Source organism: Mycobacterium lepromatosis (assembly GCF_000975265.2).
Lineage (GTDB): Bacteria > Actinomycetota > Actinomycetes > Mycobacteriales > Mycobacteriaceae > Mycobacterium > Mycobacterium lepromatosis.
Genome location: NZ_CP083405.1, coordinates 2,860,486 through 2,887,416 on the forward strand (window position 1 = coordinate 2,860,486; position 26,931 = coordinate 2,887,416).

The 26,931-nt window shown below is 55.2% G+C and carries 17 protein-coding genes, 4 tRNA genes and 5 pseudogenes; 11 read left to right on the forward strand and 15 right to left on the reverse strand.

Annotation, left to right across the window (positions count from 1 at the left end; all coding sequences use genetic code 11):
* Positions 1 to 157: 157 nt before the first annotated feature.
* Positions 158 to 934: a phosphate ABC transporter ATP-binding protein PstB gene (gene pstB / locus MLPF_RS13510; RefSeq protein WP_045843658.1), complete on the forward strand. Its 777-nt coding sequence runs from the start codon at positions 158 to 160 to the stop codon at positions 932 to 934.
* 26 nt (positions 935 to 960) lie between these two features.
* On the opposite strand, the gene phoU is transcribed toward pstB, so the two are convergent.
* From phoU to MLPF_RS13530, 4 genes and pseudogenes are all read right to left on the reverse strand, one after another.
* Positions 961 to 1,629 (reverse strand): phosphate signaling complex protein PhoU, encoded by a 669-nt coding sequence (gene phoU, locus MLPF_RS13515; protein WP_045843657.1) that lies wholly within the window; start codon positions 1,627 to 1,629, stop codon positions 961 to 963.
* Between the two features lie 56 nt (positions 1,630 to 1,685).
* A pseudogene (locus MLPF_RS13520) lies at positions 1,686 to 3,244 on the reverse strand (LCP family protein); the annotation flags it as partial.
* 704 nt (positions 3,245 to 3,948) lie between these two features.
* Positions 3,949 to 5,124 (reverse strand): tRNA dihydrouridine synthase DusB, encoded by a 1,176-nt coding sequence (dusB, locus tag MLPF_RS13525; protein ID WP_045843656.1) that lies wholly within the window; start codon positions 5,122 to 5,124, stop codon positions 3,949 to 3,951.
* Between the two features lie 7 nt (positions 5,125 to 5,131).
* The gene (locus tag MLPF_RS13530) at positions 5,132 to 6,148 is read right to left on the reverse strand and encodes an acyl-ACP desaturase (RefSeq protein ID WP_045843655.1); all 1,017 of its coding nucleotides are present in this window, start codon (positions 6,146 to 6,148) and stop codon (positions 5,132 to 5,134) included.
* A 978-nt stretch (positions 6,149 to 7,126) separates the two neighbouring features.
* On the opposite strand from MLPF_RS13530, the pseudogene MLPF_RS18050 reads away from it, so the two are divergent.
* Positions 7,127 to 8,090 (forward strand): annotated as a pseudogene (locus MLPF_RS18050) (oxygenase MpaB family protein).
* On the opposite strand, the pseudogene MLPF_RS13550 reads toward MLPF_RS18050, so the two are convergent.
* Positions 8,054 to 8,365 (reverse strand): annotated as a pseudogene (locus MLPF_RS13550) (ArsR/SmtB family transcription factor); the annotation flags it as partial. The pseudogenes MLPF_RS18050 and MLPF_RS13550 sit on opposite strands and share 37 nt — an antisense overlap.
* A 183-nt stretch (positions 8,366 to 8,548) precedes the next feature.
* Here MLPF_RS13550 and MLPF_RS15990 point away from each other — a divergent pair.
* Positions 8,549 to 9,449: pseudogene (locus tag MLPF_RS15990) on the forward strand (class I SAM-dependent methyltransferase); the annotation flags it as partial.
* A gap of 669 nt (positions 9,450 to 10,118) precedes the next feature.
* On the opposite strand, the gene MLPF_RS13560 reads toward MLPF_RS15990, so the two are convergent.
* A tRNA-Lys gene (locus MLPF_RS13560) sits at positions 10,119 to 10,194 on the reverse strand.
* Positions 10,195 to 10,317: 123 nt separating this feature from the next.
* On the opposite strand from MLPF_RS13560, the gene MLPF_RS13565 reads away from it, so the two are divergent.
* The 6 genes from MLPF_RS13565 (at position 10,318) to MLPF_RS13595 (ending at position 16,538) form a co-directional block, all read left to right on the forward strand.
* Positions 10,318 to 10,390 (forward strand) — tRNA-Glu (locus MLPF_RS13565).
* 30 nt (positions 10,391 to 10,420) lie between these two features.
* Positions 10,421 to 10,494 (forward strand) — tRNA-Asp (locus MLPF_RS13570).
* A gap of 31 nt (positions 10,495 to 10,525) precedes the next feature.
* Positions 10,526 to 10,599, forward strand: a tRNA-Phe gene (locus MLPF_RS13575).
* A 4,117-nt stretch (positions 10,600 to 14,716) separates the two neighbouring features.
* Positions 14,717 to 15,055, forward strand: coding sequence for a hypothetical protein (locus MLPF_RS13585; protein WP_045843650.1), 339 nt, complete (start codon positions 14,717 to 14,719; stop codon positions 15,053 to 15,055).
* A 153-nt stretch (positions 15,056 to 15,208) separates the two neighbouring features.
* Positions 15,209 to 15,454 carry a PIN-like domain-containing protein gene (locus MLPF_RS13590; RefSeq protein WP_337588839.1) on the forward strand — a complete coding sequence of 82 codons (246 nt, stop codon included), beginning with the start codon at positions 15,209 to 15,211 and terminating at the stop codon, positions 15,452 to 15,454.
* Positions 15,455 to 15,626: 172 nt separating this feature from the next.
* The gene (locus MLPF_RS13595) at positions 15,627 to 16,538 is read left to right on the forward strand and encodes a uridine phosphorylase (protein WP_236685165.1); all 912 of its coding nucleotides are present in this window, start codon (positions 15,627 to 15,629) and stop codon (positions 16,536 to 16,538) included.
* A gap of 262 nt (positions 16,539 to 16,800) precedes the next feature.
* Here MLPF_RS13595 and MLPF_RS13600 read toward each other — a convergent pair whose 3' ends face one another.
* From MLPF_RS13600 to MLPF_RS13630, 9 genes and pseudogenes are all read right to left on the reverse strand, one after another.
* Positions 16,801 to 16,953 carry a hypothetical protein gene (locus MLPF_RS13600; protein ID WP_236685164.1) on the reverse strand — a complete coding sequence of 51 codons (153 nt, stop codon included), beginning with the start codon at positions 16,951 to 16,953 and terminating at the stop codon, positions 16,801 to 16,803.
* 148 nt (positions 16,954 to 17,101) lie between these two features.
* Positions 17,102 to 17,320 (reverse strand): hypothetical protein, encoded by a 219-nt coding sequence (locus MLPF_RS13605; protein ID WP_045843648.1) that lies wholly within the window; start codon positions 17,318 to 17,320, stop codon positions 17,102 to 17,104.
* Between the two features lie 602 nt (positions 17,321 to 17,922).
* Positions 17,923 to 18,126 (reverse strand): hypothetical protein, encoded by a 204-nt coding sequence (locus MLPF_RS13610; RefSeq protein WP_237817214.1) that lies wholly within the window; start codon positions 18,124 to 18,126, stop codon positions 17,923 to 17,925.
* Between the two features lie 554 nt (positions 18,127 to 18,680).
* Positions 18,681 to 19,061, reverse strand: a pseudogene (locus MLPF_RS13615) (cytidine deaminase); the annotation flags it as partial.
* Positions 19,062 to 19,971: 910 nt separating this feature from the next.
* Complete coding sequence (locus tag MLPF_RS18055; protein WP_156147238.1) at positions 19,972 to 20,361, reverse strand: GMC family oxidoreductase N-terminal domain-containing protein; 390 nt, start codon at positions 20,359 to 20,361, stop codon at positions 19,972 to 19,974.
* Positions 20,362 to 22,229: 1,868 nt separating this feature from the next.
* Complete coding sequence (locus MLPF_RS13620; protein ID WP_045843652.1) at positions 22,230 to 22,523, reverse strand: hypothetical protein; 294 nt, start codon at positions 22,521 to 22,523, stop codon at positions 22,230 to 22,232.
* Positions 22,524 to 23,345: 822 nt separating this feature from the next.
* Positions 23,346 to 23,483 (reverse strand): multicopper oxidase domain-containing protein, encoded by a 138-nt coding sequence (locus MLPF_RS16580; RefSeq protein WP_337588838.1) that lies wholly within the window; start codon positions 23,481 to 23,483, stop codon positions 23,346 to 23,348.
* A gap of 370 nt (positions 23,484 to 23,853) precedes the next feature.
* Positions 23,854 to 24,186, reverse strand: coding sequence for a cupredoxin domain-containing protein (locus MLPF_RS13625; protein WP_236685163.1), 333 nt, complete (start codon positions 24,184 to 24,186; stop codon positions 23,854 to 23,856).
* Between the two features lie 233 nt (positions 24,187 to 24,419).
* The gene (locus MLPF_RS13630) at positions 24,420 to 24,731 is read right to left on the reverse strand and encodes a cupredoxin domain-containing protein (protein WP_236685162.1); all 312 of its coding nucleotides are present in this window, start codon (positions 24,729 to 24,731) and stop codon (positions 24,420 to 24,422) included.
* Between the two features lie 291 nt (positions 24,732 to 25,022).
* Here MLPF_RS13630 and lpqS point away from each other — a divergent pair, with 291 nt between their 5' ends.
* Both lpqS and MLPF_RS18060 read left to right on the forward strand, forming a co-directional pair.
* Complete coding sequence (gene lpqS / locus MLPF_RS13635; RefSeq protein ID WP_082082418.1) at positions 25,023 to 25,334, forward strand: putative copper homeostasis (lipo)protein LpqS; 312 nt, start codon at positions 25,023 to 25,025, stop codon at positions 25,332 to 25,334.
* A 492-nt stretch (positions 25,335 to 25,826) separates the two neighbouring features.
* A complete protein-coding gene (locus tag MLPF_RS18060) occupies positions 25,827 to 26,285 on the forward strand; it encodes a PALP domain-containing protein (RefSeq protein WP_427901941.1) in 459 nt (152 codons plus the stop codon).
* The last annotated feature ends 646 nt before the right edge of the window (positions 26,286 to 26,931 follow it).

Sequence of the window (26,931 nt, forward strand, 5' to 3'; positions counted from 1 at the left end):
TCTGCGCGAGGCCAGTTACACTCTAGGGGTCACGAAGGGGAAAACGATTGTGGGGCGCCACGCTGACCCTGATAATCGTTGTGCTTAATACTTAATATCGGGTCCAGAGTAATTGAGAACATCTTTGTCCCTAAGAAGTCGTAGGCAGGAGAACCAAGTGGCCAAGAGATTGGACCTCAAAGGCGTCAACATTTATTACGGGTCTTTTCAAGTAGTTTTAGATGTCTCGCTGGCGGTACTGCCCAGAAGCGTGACGGCGTTCATCGGAGCCTCAGGCTGCGGCAAGACGACGGTGCTGCGCACCTTAAATCGGATGCATGAGGTCGTCCCTGGTGCCCGTGTTGAAGGCACCGTGTTACTCGACGATGAAGACATATATGCCCCGGGTATCGATCCCGTCGGTGTACGACGGGCAATCGGGATGGTGTTCCAGCGGCCCAACCCGTTCCCCGCCATGTCAATTCGCGATAACGTGGTGGCCGGTTTAAAGCTGCAAGGCGTGCGTAATCGTAAGGTGCTCGATGATACCGCCGAATACTCCTTGCGCGGCACGAACCTGTGGGATGAGGTCAAGGACCGATTGGATAAGCCTGGAGGTGGACTATCCGGGGGCCAGCAGCAACGGCTGTGCATCGCTCGGGCCATCGCCGTACAACCAGACGTGTTGCTCATGGACGAGCCATGCTCCTCGCTCGATCCCATTTCGACGATGGCCATCGAGGAACTGATTGGTGAATTGAAGCAAGAGTACACCATCGTAATCGTTACCCACAACATGCAGCAAGCGGCGCGGGTGAGTGATCAGACTGCGTTCTTCAACTTGGAAGCCGTCGGCAGACCCGGTCGGCTGGTGGAGATCGATGATACCGAGAAAATCTTTTCCAATCCGACCGAAAAGGCCACCGAGGACTACATCTCCGGTCGCTTTGGCTAGTTCATCGAAACGGCCGGACAGACCACTTAGCGTGAGTCTGGCACCGTGTCGTCTTCAGGAAAACTGCCGGTAGCCTGGAAGATGACTCGGCGTGCTACTTCGACGGCGTGGTCGGCGAAACGTTCATAGAACCTGCCTAGCAACGTCACGTCGACGGCGGTCGCCACGCCGTGCTTCCATTCGCGATCCATCAGCACCGAGAATAAATGCCGGTGCAGCTCGTCCATCGCGTCGTCTTTTTCACGGATCCGGGCGGCTTTCTCCGGGTCGCAGGACAACACCACTTCTTGTGCACCGCTTCCCAATTCTACTGCAACTCGACCTATTTCGGCGAAATATCCATTGACCTCTTCAGGCAACACATGCTGAGGGTGGCGTCGGCGGGCGGTCTTAGCAACGTGTAAGGCCAACGTACCCATCCGATCAATGTCAGCCACCATCTGGATGGCGCTCACGATTGCTCTGAGGTCACTGGCTACCGGGGCTTGTAAGGCCAGCAGTACGAAAGCGCTCTCTTCGGCGCGAGCGCTGCGGGTCGCGATCTTTTCGTGGTCGGTGATCACTTGTTCTGCCAGCATCAGATCGGCTTGCAGCAATGCTTGGGTGGCCCGCTCCATGGCGATTCCTGCCAGCCCGCACATCTCGCTGAGCCGCTCAGATAACTCCGAGAGTTGCTCATGGTAAGCGGTTCGCATGTGGTTAAGCCTACGTTCTCGAGATCGAAAACGGCGGCGAAGCGACGCTTAGACGGCTATTCGCAGGTGGTGTCGGCTGCGTTGGTCAACGTCAGGCCCTCACGGCAACTTAGTTGGCGGGTTGTTGAAGTTGCGGTTTATCTGCACGGTGACCGATGTGCCGTTGGGCGGGGGAGCGGTGACAGTACCACAATCTAGGCCGAGGACCACGCTAACTACTTGGCCAATGCTGGTAACTTGCTGAACTTGTGAAATTGGGGAACGTCGACACCACAGTGTCTATGGCTTGCTAGTTCCCTGGTGAGAATAACGCCGTAGTGACCTTAAACGAACCCGAGTAGTCTTCTTAAGATCATAACAGTTGAAGCCGGCCTACTCGAGTTCTTTGGCGGCGGTGGTTGCCAGACCTACTCGGCTGGTCGAATTGGACAGCTGTACGATCATGCCTCGCGACTAGGTTGTCGTCATCTGCTCATGCTGAACCTCCGGAAGGTGTCCGGTGTCGCCCTCTTGGGGGTGGACGTGGTTGTCGGTGTCATCCCCAAATTCTGCGCATTCGGATCGTTTTCGAGAAGTAAGTGGTCATCAATTGATGGTGGCATCGAAAACTGCTCGCATGTCGGCCGTGCGTAGTGGTTCGTTGCCGTTCTCGTCTGTCACTCCGGTAGGCACGTTAACAAACGTAATGTGCCTGGACGCCATGTCCTGCAATGACATACCCAGCTGGACTAGGTCTTTGGTCTTGACATTGTCGACATAGCTATTGCCTATGAACGTGTTGACGAGGTTGTTCAGCTTATTCAGGTTGAATGATGTATCCGTCGAGATTATAGAACGCGGCAACGACGACAGGAATAATTGCTGTCGTTTGATGCGGTTGTAGTCCTCATTGAACTCGGTAGTGACCTTACGTGCTCGCGCATAGTTCAATGCTGTTTCCCCATTGAGAACCTTGCATCCCTGGTGGTCTAGCATCGTGCCCAATTATGTAGTCTTGTATCAGACTTTTGCTGCACACCTCGACGCCTTCGACCGCCCTGACCATCCGCGCAAATCCGACGAAGTCAGTGACGGTGAACCGGGTGGATGCTCAAAGCGGAAGGCTTCTGGATTTCTTTCACTAGACATTTCGGACCGCCGTAGGAAAAAGTTGAGTTCAATTTGTTCTCTGCGTAGACAACTCGTGGATCGAATTTCCCTTTTCTCGTTGTAGATGGGTTCGTACTTGCCGGTTTCAGGGTCCCAGACTTCGCACTTTATCGGGGTAACCGCCAGGTTGCGGGGGAAGGTAACGAGATCACTACCATGTGTTTGCGGTTTGCCAGGATGTTCATCCGCATCACGGTGTCCGATCGTATGCCGTCGATATCTTGGGTATCGCCCGCGCCCATGTTGGCGTTGGCCCCTGCGCGCGAATCCATACCGACGATCAAAAGTTCTCGTTGTCATACCGACCGCCGGGGTCGGCGATATCGTGCGAGTCTGAGTCAAGCGCGCTGACGGTGTTGAGGCGGTTGTTCTTCTAGGCGTTCCAACGCTAAGCCGCGTCAGTCAGAACCAGGGTCAGCACGGCAAACAACGTGGATAATAATAGGCGTCCGGCCAGCAACGTCGGGGTCGGCGGCTGTATTTGGGGTGTTGCTTGCGGGTCTTACGGGCCTCGGGAGCGGAGGACCCGCCGCTTGGCGCGGGCAGCACTTCGTATACTGAGGTCGGCGTATGTACACTGTCGTGCGGATAGCGGGTTGCTCCGAGGTCGGGAATCTCTGAAACGTTCTCCAAGGAGAACGTCGGGATGTTGGTGGCCCGGGTGTCTTACTCGTCGCCGGGGTAGTTGATGACATCGAATGGCTCGATGTCTGGGGTTTGGTGGCGGGCTATGTATGGGGTGACTGGACTGCTCAGGAGTGGGAGCGTAAATTTTGGTGATTAAGTCGGCGACGGTTATTAGGCCGACGGCATGATATCCGGTCTTTTCGGTGTTGACGGGCGATTTGCCCCGGTCATCGGCAGGTCACGTCATCGTGTTCGGATGCAAAGTGGCGCTAGCACAGCGCGGCGCTAAACGGTAGCTGCGCATCGGGGGTAATTCGTTGATCATCGCTGTCGGCCGCCGGACCCGCTTCGATAGTCAAGAGTGGCGCTATTCTCGCTGTAATTCACGTACTGCCGGCCTCCACAACTCCGATGCGGACGCCATTAGTGTCCGTGCAAAATGGTCAATGCGCCGCTGGCATTTTAGTGTTGTAACCTGCGCTACAATTACCACTAAATGGTACTGCGTTATTGGTCGAGATGCGATTTTGGCAGCGTTTCGATTCAGCCACCAGATTCCATGATGTCGGCACCGACCGGCACTGTGCAGTCGTTGGGGTCAGTCAGCCAGCTGTCGGGCAAAGCCACCCAGGTGGATGAACCTTGCCTACCCCGGGGTCCAGCCGCGGCGTCCGGGAACGGGACAACGCCGTCCAACCGGTTTAGTAGGCAGTCAAGTTCATTGAGCGTTTTGACCAGTGCCAGTGCGCGTCGCAATTCGGATCCGGCGGGAAAGCCGTGCAGGTACCACGTGATGTGTTTGCGGATGTCGCGCATGCCCTTGTCTTCGCCGAAATGGGCGGCTAGCAGTTTGCCGTGCCGACGGACGATGTCGGCGACTTCGCCGAGTGTGGGTGGTGTGGGCTTAGGTCTGCCGGTGAACGCGGCCGACAGCTCGGCGAACAGCCACGGACGGCCCAGGCAGCCACGGCCGATGACAACACCATCGCACCCAGTGGCGGCCATCATGGCCAGCGCGTCGCTCGCGTCGTAGATGTCCCCATTGCCGAGCACAGGAATCGTCCGCACCTGCCGCTTTAGCTGGGCGATCTGTGTCCAATCGGCAGTGCCGGAGTAGCGTTGAGCCGCCGTCCGGGCGTGCAACGTGACCGCGGCGGCGCCCTCAGCTTCGGCAATACGGCCGGCATCTAAGTGGGTGTGATGTTCGTCGTCGATGCCGATGCGGAACTTCACAGTCACCGGTATTTTGGTGCCTTCGGTAGCACGCACAGCGGCAGCGACGATTTGGCCAAACAGTCGCCGCTTGTATGGCAACGCTGCCCCGCCGCCGCGTCTGGTGACTTTCGGCATCGGGCAGCCGAAATTCATATCGATGTGATCTGCCAAACCTTCGTCAGCGATTATCTTGGCGGCCGCGTACGTGGTAGCCGGGTCTACGGTGTGGAGCTGCAACGAGCGGGGCGACTCGTCCGGTGCGAATGTGGTCATGTGCATCGTGACCGGATTTCGCTCGACGAGTGCACGCGCTGTCACCATTTCGCAGACGTACAGTCCGCTGATGGTGCCGACCTGCGATTGTTCTAGTGGCGGTTGCAAGCGCGGCGGGTTGCCACACTTCGAACCAAATTCACGGCACAGTGTCCGGAATGTTACGTTCGTTACGCCAGCCATCGGAGCCAATACAACCGGGCTGGCAAGCTCGATCGGGCCGATGCGCAATGGTCAACTACCGCCCACTCATCTTCAGCGTGCCTTTGGTAGATAGCACCTTGCGTGCGGTGATTTTCTCAGTCCGGCGAGCCTCGCGCTCGATGTAGCGCTGCTTGGAGACTTCGAACTTGTCGCACGCGGCCTCAAGCTCTTTAAGATGCTCGCCGATTTCGTCACGCAACCGTGTACCCTCGCCACTGAAGTCTTCGCGCTCCAAAATCCGCCACTTTTTGAGCACAGGCATGACCACCTCGTCAAGGTGGATCCGGATGTCGTAGACGCCACCGACGGCGATTATCACGGCCTTGCGCCGGAACTCAGGAACCAGGAATCCCGGCATTTTAAAGTTGTGCAGGATCTTGTGCAGTGCCTTGATCGCAAGGTTGGGTGCGAGCTCTATGCCAGCTTCGCTGACGTCCCGGTAGAAGATCATGTGCAGGTTTTCATCGCCCGATATTTTGGTGAGCAGCTGGTCAGCGATGGTCTCGTTGCAGGCCTTACCTGTGTTGCGGTGCGAGACGCGTGTAGCCAGCTCTTGGAATGTGACGTAGAGGATCGAGTCGAACAGGGTGTCGGCGAAGAGTCCACCTTGGTGATTCTGGCCCGGGCTGAAACCCCGGTTGACCACCTCGATGCGTAGCTTCTCTAGCTCTACCGGATCGACCGCGCGGGTCACCACTAGATAGTCGCGCAGCGCGATTCCGTGCCGGTTTTCCTCGGCTGTCCAGCGGTTGACCCACTGCCCCCACGCCCCGTCCATGCCCATGGTCATCGCGATTTCTCGGTGATACGACGGCAGGTTGTCCTCGGTGACCAGGTTCTGCACCATAGCCACCTGGGCGACATCGGAGAGTCGACTCTGCTCGGGATCCCAATTCTGACCGCCGAGAGCGTAGAAGTTCTTGCCATCCGACCACGGGATGTAGTCGTGCGGGTTCCAGGGCTTGTGTAGGCGTTCATGCCGGTTCATGTACTTCTCGACGACCGGTTCGAGCTCGTGCAGCAGCTGTAGGTCGGTCAGCTCGGCTGACATGGCTCCTCCAGTTATCTGTGTCTATTGGTTGCAGTCAACATATCTGTGTATCTCAGTAGCATCAAGTTCCCTTCCGGTGTGCCACGTCGTGGGGTTAACAGCCGCATCGGCTGGCCGGCTCATCGTTCGCGTGACCTTCGAACACCGGACCACAGCGACGTTGTGGCTCGCGGCCGGGCAACCTCAGTCACACGTCGTGGCATGAACCGATCGCTCGACTTCTTCCAGCTTACCCAGGGTACGTGCGTGGCAGCTGTATTGAGCAGCATCTCGGTTCAGTAATCGATGAACTATTCGCGTGTGGCCCCGGCAGGCTGTGCAGATAGTTAGTGTGGTGAATAGACCGGTGGGGTCTCCGGTCAAGCTGGTGGTGACCATTTTTTGTTAAGACTTTATTGTAGGATGAGGTCGCCGCTCCGGGATAATTTGTATTGTAGAAGCGTGATGATGTTGGACAGCAACTCCGCGCCGGACTGAGCCGGCATGGGCTTGACTGTAGGTGCCAATACCAGCACGTGCCTGCGCACCGGGGTTATCGACCAAAAGCATGACAAATTTTTTGACGGTTTCGTTGAGGGGTCTTAGTCGAGACGAGGGTTGTTATGGTCCGCGTGCAGACGTCGTCGTAAACCGCACGCATAAATTTCGTTTTCGTCACGGCCAGGAAGTGTTCGTAGTAGTATTGTTCGGTCAGTGCGGCCCTGAGGCATATTGCACGGGTGGCCAGCACCCATCCGCTGTAGTCGTCGAGTAACTGCGTACCGGCAGCGATGAGGTTATCGCGACGTAAGGCTAGGCGACTCTCCAGTGGGACGCCGGACTAACGGTCTCATCGTTGGTGAGACTGCACACCGCTCCCTAAACTTTCAAAGTGACAACATGTTTAGTCAGAATGACTCTCATCTACAGGAAAAGCGTCAGTGACTAAATATTCGTCGCCAGCGTGCCCGTTGAACAGCGCTAAAAGATCACGATGATATAGCTGGCGGCTGTCCGATGTCGTCGCTGGCTGCGACGCCGCTCCCGCTTCGCTCAGAAGCGTTGACCTGGCGGTATTTTGGCCGACGGCTAGCGTGGCATGGTGCCGGGGCCATGGGCGCGATCGATGCAGAATACTTATCTCCCAGTTGGGAGCGGTGGTCGAAGATCACTTGACCTTTCCGGGAACGCTGGCAACGGCTGCTGTGGTCATTATACCAAATATTGACAGTGTTGTTTTCGACGGCGACTACACGCCGGTGACCGACGCTAAGGTGGGTGATATATGGTCCCACCATCAAGGCGCTGATGCTGCTGGCTGTCGCTACTAAGTGTTGAGCCCCTGTTGTCTTTTACTGGGCGCATGCCACGTTCTTTGTCGGTAATTTTGCAGGTGGCTGGACTGTTCTGCGGTGGCCTAGCCGAAGACCAGGAGCGCCAGCTGTTCGGTGAATACATCGCTTTGGTAGCGATATGGCATGAGCATGCTCCCAGCGAAGACGTCTTGGAGGAATTCCCGGTCTACTGAGATCGGTTTTGCCGCAACATGTTGGAGAATAATCAGGCGGCACGTGCCGTACTCGATATGATCAAGCTATCTAAACCTGCTTTCGCTCAATGGGTGCCGGATTGGTTGTGGGCAGCGTAGATTCCTGGCCCTTTTCCTTGTTTGGCTTACCGTCGGTCTTACGCTCCGCCTGTCCGGGAGTCGGCGGGTTACCGGTGGTTGCGCAGCGACGAATGGCTGCACAGGCGTTTTGGCAACTTTGTCCGCTTGGTCTTCGCGTTGGTGCCGCGCCGGTTGCAGAAGCATCCGCAGGCCTGTGCCGGCTGGGATCGTGCTATTGGGCGCGTGCTCGCTGACGCACCGCTGGTGCAGACGCCTGTACGCAACCTGCCGCCCCAGCGGGTGGGTGGTGTTGCGAATTTGGTGACTGGCTTAAACCCAACCTCGGTGCGGTGATGACGTGGAATCCCTGGGCTGTCGTGTTCGGCGTTGAAGACGGCATCGATGACCAGCTGGCGTACGTGATCGTGTAGAAATTTTCAGGTTGTAGAAAATTGTGGTCCCGTCTGGCGGGTGCGCACCAGACGTGTCATCCGCAGTTTCGCCAGGTGCCGGGAGACTGACGACGCTGGTTTGTCCACATGTTCGGCGGGTTCGTTAACGGACATCTCACGATTCGTCAGCGACTACAACACTGGCACGCGAGTGGCATCGGCCAACATTGATAACATTTCGATCACTAAACTGGCCTGATTGCCGGGTAATCAACCGCGGCTATTATCTGTATGTATATGCAAATAGTAGTGTTGTCGCCAAAGTGTGGGGAATTTTTTGCGATAGTAAATAGAGTAATAATATATTCATTTTTGAATATTTATTTCTGCATGTTTTTGTGACTCGAGATGGGGAGGGCTTTGGCTTGTACCGATTGTGATCGTTGGGGATATCGCGATGAGTGTCGGAGCGACGGCGACCACGATCGCCGCTCAGCGAGCGCTGGCCTTTGACGAAAAGCCGATCGATGATCCATGTGTCGCGCTGCTGGTGCAGGCTGTTTAATTCGACGTCTACACGCAACTGGTCAATGGTCGGATTGCTGTTGACCAGAATCCGGATTTAATCTGCAACACATGGCCCGGCGGATGGCTTGCCGCGCCAGGTTCTACGATCAATTCTTTGTCGATACGACAAAGAACGGTGTCGGCCAAGAGTGATTCTCGTGGCGTGTCTCGATGCACGCGCTTACCGTTTAGCGTGGCCGGCCGGCACCGTGGTCTACGAGGGCGACATACCGGAGGTGGATTGAATTCAAGACGGTGACACTGAGCGATCTAGGTGCCGAGCCGACCGCTGAGTGGCGCAATGGTCGCGGTCGACTTGCGCGATGATTGGGCTGCGGCGCTGCAGGCGGCAGGATTCGATTCGCAGGCTGTTACCGTGTGGAGTACCGAAGGGTTGCTAGTCTCCTTGCCGGAGGGCTGGACGCGGACCAGGATGTCCTGTTCGGTAACATCACTCCTTTGATTGCCTCCGACAGTTGGGCTGGCTTCTGCATTCGTGCCCGTCACTGCTACCGTGTCGTGGACGAGCGGTAGCCTCTCCCGCAGGCCCGGAGATGGGTGAATTGGGCTTCGAGAATCGATCTGAACGATCTTGCCTACCCATAGTCAACGCAGTCACATTGTCGACTGTCTGAGCTAGCACGGCTGGCAGACATCGTCGCACACGGTCAAGGACTTTCATACGGCTAATGGTTTAATCTACCCCGAAGACGACATAGCCGAGGTAATCCACAGCAGTGCGATGCTCGTCCGCTTATGCCACACCTCAGGAACGGGAGCAAGCTTATTAGTAGTGCAGAAGGTTATCTTTCATGCGGTTGGTGAACAAGTCCGGAAATACCGCACGAACTGGCGCTTACAAATCGTGATAAGTTTTTTAGCCAGCGTATCCTTGTCGTACTTCGGGACAGGCTTGTTGGGCTTCCAGAAGCTGGTCGATATCCATTAGAATGAATGGTCCAAGTTGGGCCCATATGACCCGGCGCAAGTGGTAATTAGGATCGAGCGCCTGACCGATTCCTGGGCCGTAACGGAGAATGCGTGATTTGCTTTGCAGCGTTTAGCGGGCGACGTCGATGCTGTGCCGGGGCCACCATCTTCCAAGCCACGTCTTGAGCCTGACGTTTGATTGGCAACTGATCGGCAAGCCGGTGCTACAGCTATTAGCCGGATGGTTCGGTTCGAAAGTCGGTTATCGAGTGGCGGATTTCCAGTGTGACCAGCGCACTGGTCCTGGTTGAGGTTCATTCCATAGCCACTCATTCAGGAAAGCATCGCCAACGATATGGCGGTAAAAAACGTCGTTTAGCCGCGCGTTGTGCCAGTGAGTCCGGCACCACCGTAAACCGCTGGCAGACGAGTTGCTGCCCGACGCTATCGTCGAAGGTGCCAATGTTGGCTAACGTAATGTTAGCAGGGGATTTGGTGCCCCCACTAGGACTCGAACCTAGGACCTGCGGATTAAAAGTCCGTAGCTCTACCAACTGAGCTATAGGGGCGCGGACATTCAGGATACTGCGTTCGGGAATTGAGCTTGTTTGAGGATTGGGCCCACGGTGGCCTAAGCTGATTGGGTCTCAACAGTAACTACGTTGTGAGTACCCCGAAGAAATTCGGTTCTGGCCCCCTTCGTCTAGCGGCCTAGGACGCCGCCCTTTCAAGGCGGTAGCGCGGGTTCGAATCCCGTAGGGGGTACTGCTACGCGGTGACGTGGAGTACAAGTAAGGCCCTGTGGCGCAGTTGGTTAGCGCGCCGCCCTGTCACGGCGGAGGTCGCGGGTTCGAGTCCCGTCAGGGTCGCTAGCGCGGCGAGGCACACACGCTGCCTTCTGGCCAGGTAGCTCAGTCGGTATGAGCGTCCGCCTGAAAAGCGGAAGGTCGGCGGTTCGATCCCGCCCCTGGCTACCGGTTTTGAGCTGTATGGACACTGTAACGGCAGCTATGGACGTTTCAGTGTGTCCGGTTCCTGTCCTTTCGCCTGAATTGCCGCGGAAATGTGGAGTCGGTCCGGTGGAGGTTCGTGGCTAAGCGGTCGAGTTCGTCGGTGTATGAGGTCGCTGTAGATATTGGCGTTGACAGTTGGTGCGGAGTGCCCCATGGTCTTCTGGACGTAGCGAAGGTCAGCGCCGGAAGCTCGGGCCAGGCTGGCGTAGGTTGTGGATAGTCAGAGGCGCCAAGTGGGTTTTTTAAGGGCCTTGTTCCAGTGGGTGTGCCGGCGCCAGTTGTTTGACCTGAGTAAACCGCCGGTAGGTGAGGTAACCAATTGTTCTTGAGGTGCACTGTTGTCAATTCGTGGCTTGAGGGTATCGATGACGATTGGAATGGGACGGTTCGGACGGCTGCACGCGTTTTGGCGGGCCAACGATGATCCGGCTTTCGACTGTCGACACTGCTTGGCGGACGTAGAGCCTGAGCAACGTTAGGTAGATGTCGCCGACGCTCAGGCCGACAAATTCTGACCGGTGCAGTTTCGGTAAAGGGCAGGATCGTTACGACGTTGCCCTGGTAGCCGCACGCCGCCGCGAGCGTGACCACCTGGGCGGCCGTGAGGTAGCGATGGCGTTCTCGGGCCAGGTATCTGCCCGGCTGATACGCCCCGAGTCGAATTCATATGGCATTCGGCTATTTTCCGGCCGTACCATGTCGAGAATTGACCGCAGCAGCCGAAGCGTGGCGAGTTTGGCCCACGGGCCGACGGTGAGGGTGTCGACGAACTGCTATACGTCCTTGTGGCAGATTTCGTCGGTCGGGACATGGCCGAACCGCAGACCAATTCCGAATTCCCAATGCTGGGTGTAACCACTCCATGTCTTGGTCGACACGGCTGGGCTTTTCGACGTGCTGTATTGTGTCCAGATTGAGGCGAGTGTGATGTGGCTCAGTCGGGGGTTGACCGCCTGGTGCCAATTGTCGCTTCACCGTTACGGTCGGCTTTGAAAACTTACGCTTATCGCAATGCGGCGAAGGTCGATGGTGTCTAGACTCATCTCGACGGGGGCTGGATCGCGCACTAGGTAGCGCGGTTGGCCGGCTGAATTGATTCGCTTTCGGATGCCGGGCGATACCGAGCCTGCCATTTAGCGGCGCACCTGCTTCAGCTATACGCGAACTTCCCCTTGTTTCTCACCGTCTTACTCGATCTGACAGCGTGTGGCGAGGTGGTCTCACGTCTTCACCGTGTTCGCGCAACACTCCCCATTGGCTCACGGTCGCAGCTAGGATGCCCAGCAGTTCGGCCACCTGCTCTGCTGTCAACAGCTCAACAAGGGTTGTCTTAGTTGTGGTGCAAGAGAATTACCATGTCGATATCTTTAGCGCTTTACTGGACCCACGTGGCTGGGACGCGTGTATTTATTCGGTATTATTCTGTCAAAGAAAGAATTAGCGAGTCTGGTCGGTAGTCGATGTGTGCCGTTGCCCCGTTTTCGTCGATGATTTATCCAGTATCAAGGTAATTTAGGTTGATGCGGTGCATGCGCGCGATCAGCTCTGCTATCACTCAGAACCATCGTGACCTCCTCGCGTAAGCGAAGCCGTAAAGCGTGGTCTGTGTGAACAACCTACGCATGGACAGGGTATCTTTGCACGGATCTTGCGCGAATGCAGCGATCACAATGCGAACTTCTCTTCTCTGGTTCGATATGCGTGAAAAAAGATTCCCCAACTTGTTTTAAGGTCTTCATCCGTCATGTAAATGGTCAATCTGGCCAATTCATCGATTGAGCAATATCACGATGGGTTAAATTTTGATTATGCGCGAACGCACCCTACGGGCCATTCCACAGCTCCGGACTTCCAGCAGGTCTTACCGTTTGTTCAGCAGCCAGGCGGCTTCTGCCTCTGTCGTAGCTACCTTGCTTAATAAGGGTGAGCCGATGGACGCTTTGATTCCGTACTTGATAACTAAGACAAGCCGATTCGCTGTCCTGGAATTGGCGTATGGTTCTAATCCGCTGGCGATTCCCCAGAAAATGGTTTCTTGCTTGCGTCAGAGCATCCAACAGTGAGGGTATTAACGGCCAGCGGCGGGGAAAATCTATATTAATCAGTTCTCTTGTCTGCTGATTTCGACTGCTGACGTTTTACTAGTACATGGCTATGTAGAAATTTTCACAGTCGACAGTTTTTCCTGCATAAAAATTACATGCAAACTGTGTCGGGGACAACTATTGTCGTTTGGGCGGAGTGTGCCCCGACGGCATCGCGGATTGTGGGGACCACGTTTTCCGGGTTGTCGACCTTTTGGTCGATCCGGGTGTGGATGGCAATGCGTAGACAGTTCTTGTACATACTTATTCCTAGTAGGCGGTTATGAATACAGAAGATCTATTCGATTTCTTTATCTTGCGTGTAATTACGGGTAATGTGCTCTTAGGTTAACAAGCCGCAGGCTTTCGCAGACTCGCGGCCATGATGCCACACTCCGGGGAAACCACCGGGCCTGCAGTACGGGGGTGCAGAAGTGGAGCGCGTAATTGTCTGGTGACCGCAGTCTCCAGACGAGTAGCGCAATCACGACCATGACGGCCGTACCGACTATCTACATGAATTACATGAAGAAAGTTCCCCAGGTTCTGGGGTGACTATCAAACGTTGATGGAACGCCCTTCACACCAGATAATTTTTTAATGTCTGTGTGTCTTGTCGTACGTATACATCTCGACTGAATCCGGTCGCTTTGCGTGGTTGTTTCGATCCTCGGTCATGACGGCAGAAATGGGCAAGGCAGGATCATAGGTGGCGGTAAGGGTGTCGGCATGAATCTGTACTTCCCTGATTCCTTAAATATATTTTAGACATTGAAATATCAGAGTGATGTCAAGGCCTAATTCTTTAAAATTTCTTTGGCAGAGTGTCGGCGTGCAAGGCAGTTTCGGTCTGATCGCTCCGGTTGTCTGCCGGATGATAGGTGTGTATACCTCACACGGTGTTGATGTCTTAGCGGTGTTGATGTGGAGTGGGTGCGACAGCAGATCACCCGGTTGTGTCGTTGAGGAGCGACCGATCAATCAGTCCGGCAATGGGATGATTACTGTGCGTATTGCGCCGGAGTGCAGAAGTGTAGGAGTGATCGAATTTCTTTAAGGCGTTCGACTGATCTTGTGTTGTCTTTATCGGGAGTGGGAATACGATAACCTGGTCAGCAAAGAACGATGAGTTCCAATCGAAACGTGACGCATCCCGAGCGATTTCTACGACTGCAGTTACTCGTTGCAACCCAGGAATACCGCTAAAAGCGACCCGGTAGGTTCTCCAGCTTGCGCCAGGCGTCGGGGACAATGCGTTGGTAATCCTTGTTGCCTGATTGACTCGGTGATGAGTGTTTGGTGAAGTAGATCACCAAGCGTTTGGGGCCGCACGCACGTAACCCATTCAGGATGTCGACGGCAGTGCCAGCAGGGAGAGATGGGTTGGATGACCGGGCAAGAGGTTCGATTTCAAGTAGCCATGAATTTTGCGTTCGCTGCATGGATTCTGGACGCTTTCGACGATGGCACCTGTTCGCACGCATACGATGGAGTGAACCGCATATTGGGTTAGTTGAGGTTCGCTACCGCATCCGCTAGTTGTTTCCGGCGCCGTGTCTTTCTAGTCGATAATTTAAAGACGGGTGAGGTGATCCTGGATGCAAATAGCCGTGAAGCCATAATGTCATTGGCGGAAGGTATCCATGTGCCATGTTTGTTGACATGTCAGTTCTGTCTATGTTCTCCGCGGAGGTGGAGCGGCTTATTGGGATGCTTGGCGGGACGGCATGGTGCTGGATAAACGGATACGAACGCCGCGGCAAAGCAGTAAGATTCACTCCTTCGGGCCACTCTTCGCATTACAGAGTGGGTAACGTGGGGCGAGTTCGTCGAGGTTCGGGTAGTTAGCTTAAATTACGGGAAGAAGTTCCGGCAAGGCGGTTTCAGGTTGCAGTCAAAGCACTTTAGGCGACTTACTGCATCGACCATAACCGGGCGCACCTTCGCCCTCCCTGCCGGCGCAGAATCGTGAGCTGACAATCGGCGGAGTCTAGGTGGGCCTTGACGAAACGGACATGATTGTGAGTATCGGCCAGCTACTCATCAGCGAGGGCTGGACGGTGGTTCAGCGTGCTCAGCTGGGCACGGACGAACGTGGCGAAACATACGTTGCCGAATTGGCTGTCTATGATGAATTCTTGGCATCTTGGTCAACTCACGGCGCTACAGTGGGCAGCCGACATTTGTCGGGCGCCGCGTCGCAGTCAAAACGGTTGCTGGGATGGGCATGCTGGCGAGCGAGAAGAAGACCTCGCAGCCGATTACGCGGGCTGAGCATCGCGCAAGTTCGTGCAGCGGTTGGTTACGTCACGAAACATCGCAACGCTGCCTGACTAGGCGCGAGCAGCGGGATGGTTGTTTTGAGTACGTCGTTACATGTCGTGGACGAAAACTTGCTCCGGATGGGCAAAGACATAGGGCAGTCCTCCGCGATACCGCATCTATAATGCTACGCATCTCTAAATGCACTACTTTTTCCTAAGAGGATCGATGATCTTGATTGGATCCTCGTTGTCGGTGAGTGTGGTTGGGTAGTAATCACGAATGACAAGAGCATCCGGACTCGCTCCGTTGAGGCGCAAATGGCGATCGACACCCATCTGAAGGTGGTTCATTTGATATGGCAGTGCCGGACACGTCACGGCATGGCAATAGGTGGTTCGTCTTGCCAAGCGTTGGGGTCAGCAGGAATGCCAAAGACCAACGACAAGCTAAATTTCTGCCACTCTTAATAGATCCCCTACCTCAGACGAAATGGTTCGAATCGTGGTGTGGCCTGGTCCACGGTCTTTTAGACGGCCGTACCATGCCACTAGACGCCCGATGTTGTCCGTGGGTCGTTGTGCCAACTTGACCCGAAGTGCGTAGATTTTTCCTTGCGTCCGACGAATCGGAGAGGTCGAGGTGAAGACTGAGAACATCAACTACGCATTTCTCGACGGTGTCCTCGACGGCAGCTATGAGGACGTTTACTATCACTTGGGCATAACGTCCTCCGACCCGGCTCTCGATGCGCTTCGCGATGTCAAAGCAGTCATCCTGGCCGGCACTAGGGAGCGCATCACCACGTTTGCCGACCGCTGGAGCGAGCTGAATGGCGGGTCTCAAGTCTCCCGGGTCATTGCCTTTTCAAAAGAGGAGCGGTTCGTCACCAGGTACACCGCCGGCGTGCTCTTCGCTTCCCACGGCATGGGTATGGCCAGCGCCTCGATCGCTCTGCAGGAGCTCATGCGCCTGGTGTTCTTTCTCAAGCGCGGCGACCTCGAGGCCCTGGATCAGGTATTCTGGTGTCGGGTCGGCACCAGCGGTGGTATCGGACTTCCCGGCGGAACTGTGGTGGTGTCATCTGAGGGCCTGATGGCTGATCTCCAGCCCTACCGACTACTCAGGGGCGGCGACAGTGAGTATTGGTTCGATGGGCGATTTCCCGCTGGCACTCACAACGCCATCATCGCTGCCAATGAAGGCATCGATGACCTGGTGATGGTGTCTGGTAGGACGGTCAGCGGCAACGAATTCTTCCTTGAGCAGTTCCGTATCGACGGCGCGGTGTGCTTCGAGACACCGACGACAAAGATGGCATGGTTGCAGTGGCTCGACAAGAACGGTGTGCGTAACATCGAGATGGAGGGTGCCATGATCGCGGGCTACCTCAACCACTGGGGCTTTCCGAAATTCGCGATGATCTGCTGCACGCTGCTCAACCGGCTCGAGAGTGACCAGGTAACGGCCACGACCGAGCAGTTACGTAAGTTCAACGAAGACTCAGGTACGGCGTTGTTCAACTACCTCAAGGTCAGCCTGATCAACGCTTGATTGGTTAACTCTTGTGGAGGATGACGAGAAACCATTCTGCACCAAAGGTATTTATCACCAAACAGTGGTAACTGTAGAGCCGTTTGATCGGTAGACGCTGACGGTTTTAGCATCGGTTTCTGCGACGACAGATAACCCGAGCGAAACCAGTATCACCATGGTGTTGAGCAAAACTGGTTTCGATGTAAGTTCGTTGCACCAGGGCGTTGTGGCGATAGAAGCATGATCGCCTAAGCATCGGTCAGCGCGCAACCGAGAACCGTCACCTGACGTTGCTCGGCGATCGCACGGAGAGATCCACGACAGGTTCGTCACCGCGGTAAAGCTCGATTGCCTGATTGAGTTGCCCATCACCGTGGCTGACTGCGAAGGCCAGTAGTTTGACCACGTTGGGGTCGTCCACGGGACCGATCACTACCTGTATTCTGCCTGAACGGGCATTATCCGTCCCCGCTCGATGATGTCAGTGAATTCGCAGAACTAAGAGATTAACGCCTTCCACGCAAGTCGGCAGAAGCGATCCCGCTGGAAATTACCAGGCTTAGGCGCTGGAACGGACATCCTTAGCCTGCAATTCGCAGGAGTACGTCCAGTCTCAGGCGAAGAGCGCACTTGCCAGCGTGACGGTCGCCAGCACCAACATCGAGATCGTGATTGCCACCGATGAAGTGCTCAGCAGTCTGATCGATGGCCTTGGCAGCGTCGTTGGATAGTGCTGCGAGGATGGCGTTGGCCTGCGATAGATTGCCGTTCCAGCCTGCTCCGGCATAATGTGCAGTCACACGCCGCAGTGCCCGGTCGATTATCGAGATCCGCAGTGATCTTTGATACCGTGAGGGTGCCGATCCCCGACATTACAAGCGTAACGCCGAATGCGGCAGGGATGTTGAAGGCCATCTGGATGGGCCCCGATTCCATCCCGGCATACTCGGTGTCCACGGGCGACATAGCTGCAGTATTGTGTGATGGAAGCGCGATTATCCACGCCAATAACCATAATCGTCAACGCAATTGTGATTTCTGCCAGCGTCGTGTCTAGTCTGAAGAATAGCCTGATCCAGGCCGCGGTTTGCATCGCCAGGACAACTGTCATGGGGCGGCGGGGGCCGGGACCGACCTTGTCGCCCTATCGGCCAGTCGATGGCTGGATGACTCTGCAGCCGACGGTTGTTATCATGATGACTCGACTGGCCTTGCCCGGTGAGTAGCCCTGGACATAAATGAAGCACAGAGAACACCGACTCGACAAATGTCCAGGATGGGATATAGACCAAGCCGACAGCGCTCCTCTAAGTGAAGAAACCGCCGGAAACAGGTACTCTTTCCACAGATCGAAGTCCACCAGAGGGTGGGCCGATTCTGGTTTTCATGACACCGAAAAGCGTCAGCAAAAATGATGCTTGCTGTCAGGGGTCCCCAGGTTCTCTGCGTAGTCCAGCTCACCGACGAGTTCTGCAACCTGAAGACAGGAAGTATAACTCAAAATCGGACCAAGCCAGTCGTATCTCTTCTCAGCTATCACGCTTTGGTATTCGCGAGTTGCTGCGAGGGTGACGATAATGACCAGCGCTGCGATCGGCACGGCCACCCAGAACACTCCAGCGCTAGTTGGCGGTTTGCATAATCCAGGCGGCAAACAGAGGCAATGAGCACACCGAACCTGTGCCCGGCCCCACACGCCGGCGGTGAACTCCGACCAGTCTATAGGGCAAGGGCTAACCACGATCGACAAGCTAGCCAAGGCGAATATGCCGAACCGATGTTTTAGATGAGGGGGCTATTAAATCATACGGAGGCCGGCCACGGTGATAGCCTACACCATCAAACCGGCGTTGAAAATGATGAAGTCGATGACGATCATCTTGACTTCGCCGAGTAGATCATTGATGCGACCACCTGCGACGAGCGCAGCACCAAACGCCAGGATGTAGGCGGTAGTCGTCGAAGTTTGTGCGGGCAGTCTTCAAAACCACGTCTTTCTTAATCGTAGGCAGCGTTGGGCTGATCACAGTTTTGAACATTTGTGCGACGAAGCGCCGAAACTCATCGCGGCCCAGACAGCCCACGCTGCCTTGCTGGCTGTGGCGACCGTTGACTGCGATCGTCACCACGGTGGTCTTTTTCACCATTGCCGAACATCCTTTCCTGCGGGTTGAACGCTTGGGGAAGGAGCTGGGCCATCGTCTGCACGCCTTTCGGGGTCATGATTTTCAGTTCGGGTCCGCCATGTTCGTAGAGCAATTGGCGGCAGCGACCACACGGCATGAGCGGGTTCCCGTTGCCGTCGACGCAGTAGACTGCAACAAGTCGGCCACCACCGGTAGCGTACAACGCCGAAATCATCGAGCACTCGGCACATAGCGTGAGTCCGTATGAAACGTTCTCCACATTCACCCCTGTAATTAGCCGGCCGTCGTCGACAAAACCGGCTATCCCGACCGGGAACTTCGAGTAGGGCGCATAGGAATTCACTCTGGCCGCGACCGCAGCCTTCCGTAGCGTGTCCCAATTCACGTCACCCATTTGACCGGACCTCCCACGTGAACACCGACGCGTAACCGACGTCCAGTTGACTGCGTCAATCTAGCATCGACAGATGCCCTGAAATGTGATGGCGACTTCATCCTGTCGCTGACCATGGCTAGCACTTATAAGAGTGAGAAGGTGAATTATCAGGCGTTGTTTCGTTTTCATACACAGGGAGGTCATCTGGGTGGTGCTTCAGGACGAAAGAAGTTCGACGATGGGATTCTAGGTCAGTTGGACCATGTCGTTACCCGTTCTCCTCTCATGATTGAGATGAGGTTGGCATTGGTGCGCGGAAGGACCCTGGGATGATCGAGACGTCGGCCATACGGAGCCCCTCGGCCATCGCCCTCCAACAGGTCTAATAATATGCTGTGGGGTCGTCAAGGGGACCGTAGCGCGGTGCCCGTGGGGTGATAGACGCTGCCTGCCGAATGATGTCGTTTAGCGTCGAGCACGAGTGCACTATGGTCTCGTCCATATCAATGGTTTCCTTGGTGCGTGCCGCAAATTCGTTTTGCCGCAGCAGCTTCTAGAACAGCAGGACCTCTTCACATTGGCGGCGCAGATTTTCCGGGTCACGGCCATAGTCGATTTCGATACGAGGCGATGCGTCCGTATCGGTGGATATCGCACGCACAGTGCCGCACCCACGATGAGCCATCCAGCGTAGAGGGTACTATAGAAAGTCTAACGGTCTAACGGTCCGGCGTGACGCATCGCTAGATGCTGTGCAAAAACCTTGAGGACAACATGGTTTAGTCCGTGTAGCCGCATGTCATTCTGAATGATCGACCCGGGTGCTGTGTAGCGCAGCGCGACATTGGCCCATGAGTCGACGACTCGGCCATGACCGGAGTACGGTCGCGAATTGGGAGTGATCGGCGAGGTTGGAACCGATTCCGGGTCAGTTGGCGACACCAGCAACGCCGAGTGCACGCATCAGGTCCGCTCGGCCAATTCCAGAGTGTTGTAGAATAGTCTGCGTGCTGTAGGTTCCTACGTACATCGTGATTCGGTCGGCATGCACGGCTCGTGGTTGCCCATCGGTAATCAACTGGACCCCGATGGTCCACGACTCGGAGGAAAGCGCTTTGTCCACCAATGCGTTAGGTAGAATTGTCAGGATCCGTCTGACGCTTAACGCGTCTCGATAGGCCGAGGCCGCCGAGATCCACTGTCTGTCCTCTGTGATGTGCATTGGAACTACACTCACGCTGGTCGCATCTATTGCGTTGTGGTATACTCTCGATGAGAATCCTGCGGCGACAGCAGTCTCTACCGATGCATCTGAGATCGCTGGTTATTCTGTAGAGTTGCTGTGTTTCAAGGACAAAAGGATGACAGTGCCGTGGTGAGGGCAGTCGAAGTCAGTGTCGTCCCTCAGCCGCGAAGGAACGGCAGTACTTCCGTCCAGGACCAGATGTTCCAGGCTGCGACATCGTCGTGTTTCGGCCACAAAGCAATACAGCTGTTGATCGCCTAGCAGCAAGCCGATGACCCTCTGGTAGCTGTAGTTCTGTGCTGTCGTCACGGAAGCCGACAAGCCCCAGTCGTGCAACACCATTGATGGTGTGTTGTAATTAGGCAGATAGTACGGTAACTGTGACTTATTCGGTTAATCCAGAACAGTTTTCACCAGATAACATTCGTTGCCCGATGGTGACCAAACGAGTGGTTTAGCATAGCATCTGATGAACTTGCCCCAACGATGATTTTCGTTGAAATCAGAATACATGTGGACTTCCTTCGTAGACATAGCTATCAGCGGTAGCTATAACCGATCGGCAAGTCGGCGGGGAGTGCAGCAGGTCCAGGTGCGTAAACAGGGCAACCATGATCGGGCCAAACGGTTGAACTAGATCGACGCGGAGGCCAGGTGGTAGGCCAAGAACGCGCAGCTATCTGTGCACTGGTTGCGGGTTGTCCAGGAGCAGGTCCGTGCGTTCCCATCTGGTGCAAAGCACTATAGTAAATTTCTTAGCGCTGAGCTGGCCAACTCCTGAACAGGGTTATAGCGAAACAGGCTCCTGCACTTAGGAATTAAGGGAGTAATTATCGTGCATTCTGCCGTAGACAATCCGATGCCATCTTTGGCTTAGGTCATCAGTCTTCGATTATGCATGCAAGTAGAATCGGTTCGTCGTAGCGTATACGGCTGGTGATGAGATCGTGGAGTTGGACGAGATCGCACAGTGTGACTGTGTCCAAGTCGAATCCGGATATTTGACTTTGGTTCCACAGGGGTATACCGCTATAGTTCTGACACTACACGAGGTGTCGGTGGGCAAGCCTGTGTGATAGTTGTCAAGCAGAGCTTCGCCGGTTAGCACACACGAGGTTTAGCGAACTGTAATAGTAGTTGTCGTTGAGTTTGCGCCATTGTCTGATCACGTTGCGGTTGAACCTCTGCCTCGATGTAGTTGTGGGATTTGGATGGGCGTGGAGATCGGTGCGGGGCTCAGATGGGTAGTTGGTGTTTGCCAGAACGTTGCGGGTGACGGTTATCGTTCACAGGTCGATGTGGTGGTGGGAGTCATCAAAACCGATACCAGACGACCCACAGGCTCGCCAGATGGGCAGGTCCCGAGGCCGGCGAGAATGCCGTTATTGCTCTCTTATTCAAAATTAATTGTGCGTGCTGATAATCGTCGAGTCTGAATAATGCCTCCGCTGTCCAGCCGCGGAACATGTGTTCCCTTGCCGCATAATGGTAGCCGCGAGGAAGATGTCGCAGGCTCCCGGCGAGCCAGCGGTAGTACTGGACTTTATGTTGGCGGCGCCGTGTGTCTTGGCAGGTCCAGTGCTTTTGCTCGACGCCAAATATTCGGAGACGAAGTCGGAATATGCATGCAGGTGGTGTACTTGCGGGAGCGCCTTCAGCGTGTTTGCTACCCTCCATTGTAGAACAGGCTCTGGCAGGCGATGATCGTTGCATCTGCGCGACTAAGGCTCCGAAACCGAGCGTTTATCGCACTAATCGAGTGTCAACCCGGCCAGCGCTTGCTTCTATAACCGAAGGTGCCAGCAGGGTCGTTGAACAGCGAGTTGACGACATCGCAGATTGCTTGTAGGTAGCGGTGGGTGCCTTGGCTGGAGCTTAGGTCGTTGGGTGGCCAGAGCAGTTCGTGTCGTCCTCTGGTTAGGACAACCAAGAGCTGATGGTCAACAATGGCGTTGATTCGTATCAGGCATCCGGCCTCGTCGGTGTGGCCGGACGTTGAATTCGATGCCGGCATCGTCTACGAGCATGCCGACACTGAGTGCACGATAGACCAAGTCTGGCAACGGCTGACCCGGCACGGTCCTGGCCAGGGCTGGAAGGTTGTGTTCCAAACCATCGCCTTTGGAGGACATCCAGCGGGTGAACGCGTTGTCGATGCGAAACACGGTCGGGGTGCCGTTGACAGTAATCGCGAAGGACGCTGCACTGTCAACGATGTTGGTGGTTTTGAGCATTATCATTTCTACTTCGAGTGTTATCGGTGTCTTTAGACCTAGCGCGATGCTTCGCACTTGGATGCGTCCATATTTGAGGCTGCTGGGCGCGTGATCGCTTGGGCTCCAGGATAAGCGGTCCTGATATTGGAGTGAACCAACTTCGATATGTTAGTTTCTTTGTGATGTAGGCATGTCGTACTCCGGGGTCAAAGTTAGATTACCCAGCTTCTTGTTACGGGCTGCATAGTTGCCGGTCTAGGAATAACGGTGCAGCATTATTGAGCCACTTCGCGACCTCATGTTCTTTTTACTGCTAATTGAATCACGTTGTTAAGGAGCCTGGTTATGCCTTGTTTTGTTAGAGAAACTCCTTCTTCCCGATGGTTGGCCCGATCAGATAGCGAAGCAGGTTAAGGATGGGAACTCGGTGGTGGGTCGACAACGCTGGCCACCATCCCCAGATCGAACAGTCGTCGGCAATAAATGCGTTGTTAATAAATGAGTTGTTGTTGGACTTTTCGGGGGATTCTCCGACGACTGGAGGCTGTAGTTAAGCAGGTTCGTCATTCTGGTTAAGGATCTTAGGAATCAAAATTGCAAGCGCTAAGAATTTTTGGCATGTCGTGTGCGTGGTTTAAGTATCCGCCGTGGTCAATCTGAATACAAGCTGGAGTGCCCAGTTTACACCACAAACTGACGTTGCGGGAAGCCCCAGTTCGGGTTAGAGACGACATAGTTCAGCAGGGTCTGCATACCGGATTCTTGATTCTAGGTGTTGTTGCAGTGGAACATCCGTGTTCCCGGGTTATTGACAACCAGCACGGCGTCGATTTTCCGTTTCTACGGCACAATGAGCTTATTCTTGTGGGGGTTGGGGCTACTGTCGTCCCTAGTTACCTGGAAGGCATAGCCGTGCAAGTACGTCGGATGCCGCATAATTGCGGTTTTATCGAACTTTAATGTGGGACGTTGGCCCAGTTAGTTGTACCTTCAGCGGATTAGTTTTGTTATACGGTTCGCTGTTGATTTGTCCAGTTGTGTCGCATCACGTTGTCATCCAAGACTACCGCCAGATTCAAGTTTGGTTGGGTGGGACCTAGGTTTGACGACTGTTGTCGAGGTGAACATCTCGATGACACCCACCTGTTTAGTGAGCTTTGTCGGCAGAAATTGCGGTCCCGAAGGTGTCGCCTGACTCGGTTACGGGTAATGCACGCGCAACGGCGTTTTTCCTTTCCACTGGTGCAATCGATGGGAAGACGCGGTCGGTGGCGGTCACGATGAGTTGTAGCTTTTGGCCATGCCGATTAACAGGGTGTCGATCTGGGTAGGAACCACGGGGTAACCGTCAGAGCGCGTGACCTTCATCGAATGCCTCACTTTGAGCAATGCGCAACGTGTTATTGGAGCCGGTTTTGATAAACCGGATTTGGATTTGCTGGCACTGACTCGCTTTGAATGTCTTCGTAGACAGCGGCATTCGTACGTTGAACAGGTAGTAGGGGTAAGCTCTATGTCCGACGTCACCATCCAGCGTCCCAGGTATTTTGGTTGCCGAGTTCGTACTGCTCGCCGCTGGCGCAGGTGAGATGGTCGACGTCGTCGGACTGGTTTTGGTCATGTTCGACTTGTTGGGCGAGGTTAGATCATCGTAGATGTTGTTGCGGGCTCTTCTCGACACCGTCGTCTAATCGTCGATGACGACAATCCATTTGGTGTCGTAGTTACCCGACTTGCGCGGATCGTAGACTATATAGTCATAGTCCTGTATCAGCATGCAGGCCTAGTGTGCGGATGGGCCCATTAAGTGCTCACGTTCGGTACCTAGAACCGATAAGTAAAGTTACGGCCAGTCGGGCTGCTCGGCATGGCGGGATCGGCGCCGTCCATGTCGTTGGGCAGCGCGACACCGTGTCAGTGCACCGACGTCGGATAGTCACGCCGGGTCGTCACGATGACCGTAAGTTCGTCGCCGATGTTGGCCCGGATCGCCCTTCCCAGGACAGTGTTTCCTTCGGCAAGTGTCCTGGCGGTCACCCCATCTAGGTCGATCTTCATCTGCTGGGGAGCCAAAGTCGTGGTCGCGGTGTGCTCACTGTGTGGCCAGGCTGCCTCGGCGGCCGCAATTGCATTAGCCATTTCGGCGGCCACCACGCTCTGTGGCAGCAGAATGTTAGATTGGCTGCAAGCGGCCAGCGCGGATCTGCCGGCGATGCTCGCGGCCATGAAGCTGTGCAGGGTGAGCTGCGCCCCATGAAGAGCAGCTCGCTCGTGGACAGCACAGGAATTGACTACTCCTTATCTATCGTCCGTAGATTCCGGCGCATTACACCCTGTTTGGATATCGCGTAAATCATAACCGCAACTGTGAGGTTCTTGATTTAATACCATCCTTTACATCATACCCATCTAGGGTATGTAGGAGGGGCAGGTAAAAGATTGAACGGGTGGTGTGGATGCGGGGATCCGTGCTAGTCGCGGTCGCCCTGACGTGGGTGCTTGCTATTAACGGGCGCAATGCGTGTTTCTGCAGTACCAGACCATGCAGGCCACCTGAAACACTCGTTGGCGATGTCGCTCGGTGGTGAGTTCGCGATCAATGTTTGCCATGTGCACCTATCGGACAACTCGAAGTTGGAGTGCCCAGATCGGTTCGGGACAGTTGTGCTGCCGAGGTCGACCACTTCGGCGATCGTATTGGCCGCCGTGTTAGCGGTTGTGAGCATCACAGCTGCGTTCATCAATCTCGTCGTGTCGAGTGGGCTCAGACCACCAGCCGCACTGGCGCGTATTCGCACCGGGCAAGACTTACTGACTCGGTCTACCTAACTCGTTGCTGACCAGTCAGAGCTAGACAGTGGGTCTTTATCCCGTGGCCGGTGACCGCTGACTCACATCAAAGTGAAACTGCCGCGATGGAATTTCGTGGCCCGATGCAGAAGCCACGATACCATAAACAACGTTTGGTCCTTCGACAGCTGCGACCCGAAAAACTCGCTAAAACTTGTTGCTGCGTAGTATAATATCGTCTTAAACCGGCTCCCGGCAAACCCAAGACCGGTATCACCTCACCCCCCCCCGGTCGGGCTCGCCAGCCAGGCACTACGATGGGCAACATCCCGGTGCTCTGGATGTCTGGGCTCTAGGGGATTGCCAATTCCTTGGGCGCAGCAAGCCGTGGTTTTTCGGCCAGGCTTTAAGGATGCACTCCCGGTGGCGTGAAAAACCGTCTTGCCATCCACATGGTTGAACGAGCCGACGCCCGAGGTGAGTTGTCTTTTGGGGTTTCGATAGTTAAATCAACCAGCGGAACATTCGCATTTGGGGCGTACTCTGGTCGGTAATGTCTACCGATACCCAGTCAAGTTGGTTACCGATCTGTGTCTAGAACTGACCATCCAGCGGATGCTGATTCCCTACAGGACCAGCGTCGCGGTAGTCACCGAGCCGTACTCGGTCGACGGATGGCAGCAGGTACGCAAATACCTTGTCGCGCAGCTTATGGCAGCCAACCCTGGATCCTGGAATCCCAATCAGTACAACTATCCTGATAACGTCAATGCTTACCAGCTGCTGACGCTGGAGTTGGCTTCCCCGCTTGGGTGCGTCGATGTGCTGGTGTGCTCAGTGGGAACCGGGGGCGTGGCCCAGGTTTGCGTGAGTTCAACCGGAGATGAGGTTGATAGGCGTGAACACTATCGGGTCGACAATCTTCGGGCAGCTAGCGTCGAGCGGGCTGATGTGTGGGCTGGTCTTGAGCTTTTATCCCAACCACGTTGATTACCGTATGTTAAACTTAATACACCGCGCTGCTGCCGAAGCGACCTGAGCGTAACGCACCCTGGCCGCGATACTCTATACTAGCGATTAATGGAGTGTAGGAGCAGTGGCCTTGGTGGTCCATTGAGTAGCATGCACGTTCCCGCCCGACACCACCACCATCGCCGCGGTCTTCGCGGTCTTCCTCGACAACCCGCAGCGCTATTTGGAGGCCATACTACAACGACGAGCACTGCAACCAACACCAACTGCTCAGCGGTGAAAACCCGACGGAGAACAACATGCTCGGACGCGGTGGTCACCCGATGGACACGTGACACCACGGTAATTAATCTGGCTCTGGCAGTGGTGTGGTGGTAGCGTGTTTTGATGTTGTTTTAATCTATTGATTGGTTTCATAACCATAACAACGGGTGTCAGCGATAGCTTTGATTTTATGCGGTCGCCGCCGATTAACTTGTTTTGTGGTCAATGCACTTGTCGGTAAGATGGTTATTGCCCCAACCGGTCGTCAGGTACCGGTCTGTGACACGGTGGAGCGATTTTCGGCTGAAGAGAAGCAGGTTGGTTGTCATGGCCGACGTGGAAAGTGACGAGGTTGAGGCCCGGGCGGCAAAGTTGGTCACCAACGCGCTTTGGACGTTTC

Excerpts from the sequence above, each read along its gene's own strand:
- lpqS (WP_082082418.1), top strand. The coding sequence starts at position 25,023 with ATGCGTGTTTCTGCAGTACCAGACCATGCAGGCCACCTGAAACACTCG.
- MLPF_RS13630 (WP_236685162.1), bottom strand. The coding sequence starts at position 24,731 with ATGGCCGCGAGCATCGCCGGCAGATCCGCGCTGGCCGCTTGCAGCCAA.
- MLPF_RS13620 (WP_045843652.1), bottom strand. The coding sequence starts at position 22,523 with ATGCTCAAAACCACCAACATCGTTGACAGTGCAGCGTCCTTCGCGATT.
- phoU (WP_045843657.1), bottom strand. The coding sequence starts at position 1,629 with ATGCGAACCGCTTACCATGAGCAACTCTCGGAGTTATCTGAGCGGCTC.
- MLPF_RS13530 (WP_045843655.1), bottom strand. The coding sequence starts at position 6,148 with ATGTCAGCCGAGCTGACCGACCTACAGCTGCTGCACGAGCTCGAACCG.